Source organism: Dysosmobacter sp. HCP28S3_G4 (assembly GCF_052065175.1).
Classification (GTDB): domain Bacteria; phylum Bacillota; class Clostridia; order Oscillospirales; family Oscillospiraceae; genus Oscillibacter.
Genome location: NZ_JBQHUP010000086.1, coordinates 1 through 3,709, shown reverse-complemented (window position 1 = coordinate 3,709; position 3,709 = coordinate 1). Strand labels below are relative to the sequence as shown.

The window sequence follows — 3,709 nt, the reverse complement described above, 5'->3', positions numbered from 1 at the left end:
CGTAAATGTTTCCTGTTTCTTCATCGTCATACACCACCATTGCTGTGATAGTCTTATTATCCCACATCCGGAGCCTTTATGGTAGTGCGGATTAAATCAGAGGTTCCTTAGTACTTTTAATGAACAAGTCCGCGGATTCCGGAAAGGAGGGAGCGCGTGGCATTTCCTCAGAATTTTCTGGACGAGCTCATCGCCCGCAGCGACATCGTGGACGTGGTGGGCGATTACGTCCATCTTGTCAGCAAGGGCGGGAGCTATTGGGGCTGCTGCCCGTTCCACAATGAAAAAACGCCCTCCTTTCATGTCTTGCAGGACAAGCAGATCTACTACTGCTTCGGCTGCAAGCGGGGCGGCGGCGTGGTGAACTTCGTCATGGAGGAGGAGAACCTCTCCTTCCCCGAAGCCGTGCGGTTCCTGGCCAAGCGGGCCGGCATGGAGGTGCCGGAGGAGGACGGCGATCAGGACGCCGCCCGGCGGCGCCAGCGGCTGCTGAACCTCAACCGGGACGCCGCCCGGTTCTACTACCAGATTCTCCAGCAGCCGGAGGGCCAGGCGGTGCGGGACTATCTGGACAAACGGAAGATCACCCGGAAGACCGCTGTCACCTTCGGCATGGGTGCCGCGCCGGACAGCTGGGACGCGCTGCTGACGGCCATGACCAAAAAAGGCTACGCCAAGTCGGAGCTGCTGGCCACGGGCCTGGCGGTGCAGGGAAAGGGCGGCAAGCTGTACGACAAGTTCCGCAACCGCCTGATGCTCCCGGTCATCGACACCCGTGGAGACGTGGTGGCCTTCGGCAGCCGGGTGCTGGATAAGTCCGAGCCCAAGTATATGAACTCCCCGGAGACGCCGGTGTACTCCAAGCGCCGGGTGCTGTACGGCCTGAATCTGGCCAAGAAGTCCAAGCGGCCCAACATCATCCTCTGTGAGGGAAACCTGGACATCGTCACCCTCCATCAGGCCGGGTTCGACAACGCCGTGGCCTCCATGGGCACCGCCCTCACCACGGAGCAGACCCGGCTGCTGTCCCGGTTCACCAAGGAGTTGGTGCTGTGCTATGACAACGACAACGCCGGAAAGATCGCCACGGAGCGGGCGCTCCAGCTCCTCAACAACTCGGAGTTCACCGTCCGGGTCCTCCAGCTGCCCCGGCGGCTGGTGGACGGGGAGTACGTGAAGCAGGACGCCGACGACTTCATCAAATTTCAGGGTGCCGGGGCCTTCGAGCGGCTGCTCAGCGGCAGCGAGAACGGCATCGAGTTCCGCATGGCACAGGTGGCCGCCAAGTACGATCTGTCCGACGATCAGGCCCGGGTGGCCTACTGCGAGGAGATCAGTGATCTTCTGGCGGGACTGGACAACGCCGTGGAGCGGGAGATCTACGCGGGGCGGGCGGCGGAAACCGCCAAGATCACGCCGGACGCCATGAAACTGGAGGTCCAGCGGGCCGCCAAGCGCCGGACCGGACGGGAGCGCCGTGCCCAAGAGCGGAAAGACCTGAATCCCGCCGCGGCCCTCCAGCCCAAGGAGCGGACGCTGCGCTATGAAAATCTCCGCTCCGCCCGTGCCGAGGAGGGCCTTCTGCGGCTCCTTCTGTTGGACGACAGCCTGTTCCCCGCCGATCCGCCGCTGACGCCGGAGCAATTCTCCTCTCCCCTTCTGGGAAAGGTGTACGGTCTGCTATGGGCCGGCCGTGCCGCCGGACGGCCGCTGAGCCTGTCCGCCCTGACAGGGGAACTGACGCCGGAGGAGATGAGCCATATCACCGGCGTCTGCCAGCAGCCGGAAGCGCTGTCCAACGGACATCAGGCGCTGGCGGACTACATACACATCATTCAGGAAGAAGCCACTAAGCGCGCCGGCGGGGCGGACATCGATCCTCTGCTGGCTGCCACGGAAAAATACAGAAAGACAAAGATTACTGGAGGAAAGCACCATGACTGAAAGAGAACTGACCCCCGCCGAGCTGAAACGGCAGGCAGACGCCATCCTGGCCGCCGCGGACGCCGCCGAAGCGGCCAAAGCGGAGAAATCCGGCAGCGAGAGCGTCAAGCGGAAAAAGAAGTCCGCAAAGGCTGAGGACGTCAAGCAGGAGGAGGCCACTGAGCACGGTCCCAACCGCCTGGACGACAAGACGGTGGCCTCCCTGCCCGCCGCCGCCCTCATCACCAGCAACGAAAAGCTGCGGGAGCTGCTGGGCAAGGGCCGGAAGAAGGGTAAGCTGGACTCCGGTGAGCTGATGGAGGCCGTGGATGACCTGAATCTGGAGAGCGAGCAGATGGATCAGCTCTACGACTCTCTGGAGGCCCTGAACATCGACATCAGCACCGACGACGACCTGCTGCCTGAGCTGCCGGACGACGAGCCCGCCGACACCGAGATCGCCGAGGTGGAGGAAGAGGAGCTGGTGGATCCCAACTCCCTGGTGAATAACTTCTCCATCGACGATCCCGTGCGGATGTATCTGAAAGAGATCGGCAAGGTGCCTCTGCTGACCCCCAACGAGGAGACCGCTCTGGCCCAGGCCATGTCCGCGGGCAACGAGGCGGGCCGGAAGCTGAAGGAGGAGGCCAAGCGGCTGAAGGCCGGCAATGAGCCCACCCTCTCTGAAGAGGAGACCGCCGCGCTGAAAAAGGTCCACAAAAAGGGCGAGGACGCCAAGCAGAAGCTGGCGGAGGCCAACCTCCGTCTGGTGGTGTCCATCGCCAAGCGGTACGTGGGCCGGGGCATGCTGTTCCTGGATCTGATCCAGGAGGGCAATCTGGGCCTCATCAAGGCCGTGGAGAAGTTCGACTACACCAAGGGCTACAAGTTCTCCACCTACGCCACCTGGTGGATCCGGCAGGCCATCACCCGCGCCATCGCGGACCAGGCCCGCACCATCCGCATCCCCGTCCACATGGTGGAGACCATCAACAAGGTCATCCGGGTCAGCCGTCAGCTGCTGCAGGAGCTGGGACACGATCCCTCCGCCAACGAGATCGCGGAGGAGATGAACATGCCCGTGGAGAAGGTCCGGGAGATCCTGAAGATCGCCCAGGAGCCCGTCTCCCTGGAGACCCCCATCGGTGAGGAGGAGGACAGCCATCTGGGCGACTTCATCCCCGACGAAGGCGCCTCCGAGCCCTCCGAGGCCGCGTCCTTCACACTGCTGAAGGAGCAGCTCATGGATGTGCTCTCCACCCTGACGCCCCGGGAGGAGAAGGTGCTGAAGCTCCGCTTCGGCATTGAAGACGGCCGCGCCCGCACCCTGGAGGAAGTGGGCAAGGAGTTCAACGTCACCCGCGAGCGCATCCGGCAGATTGAGGCCAAAGCTCTGCGAAAACTGCGCCATCCCAGCCGGAGCAAGAAGCTGAAGGATTTTCTGAACTGACATATGTGCAGGCCATGCGGGCACAGTTTTTGGGTCCCCCATGAAAGCATCGCTTTCATGAGGAGAGGCGGAGCGGCGGAGTGAGCGAGCTTTCGGCCCCGGCCGGAAGCGAGGGATGCGAAGCCCGCGACGCCGACGCGCCACCCCAGCCGGAGCAAGAAGCTGAAAGATTTCCTGACCCGACAGAACAAGAACCGGAGCGCCTGTCGCTGACAGGCGCTCCGGTCAGCTTGTCGAAAATCCCCTGTTTGAAGGAAAGAAGTTCTTTTTTGCAGGGGGAGTACGAGGGGGCGGGAGCCCCTTCGTATGGAATCGAATGTCTGCAAAAAGCCTGCG

3 protein-coding genes are annotated in these 3,709 nt (G+C 62.7%); all 3 read left to right on the top strand.

Annotated elements, in window-relative coordinates:
• Positions 1–156 precede the first annotated feature (156 nt).
• Complete coding sequence (dnaG, locus tag ACTNBU_RS12410) at positions 157–1,944, top strand: DNA primase (RefSeq protein ID WP_441034391.1); 1,788 nt, start codon at positions 157–159, stop codon at positions 1,942–1,944.
• Positions 1,945–2,122: 178 nt separating this feature from the next.
• Positions 2,123–3,373: an RNA polymerase sigma factor RpoD gene (gene rpoD, locus ACTNBU_RS12405; RefSeq protein ID WP_441034393.1), complete on the top strand. Its 1,251-nt coding sequence runs from the start codon at positions 2,123–2,125 to the stop codon at positions 3,371–3,373.
• A gap of 80 nt (positions 3,374–3,453) precedes the next feature.
• Positions 3,454–3,709: hypothetical protein (locus tag ACTNBU_RS12400; RefSeq protein ID WP_441034389.1), on the top strand; the 256-nt coding region annotated here is incomplete at its 3' end.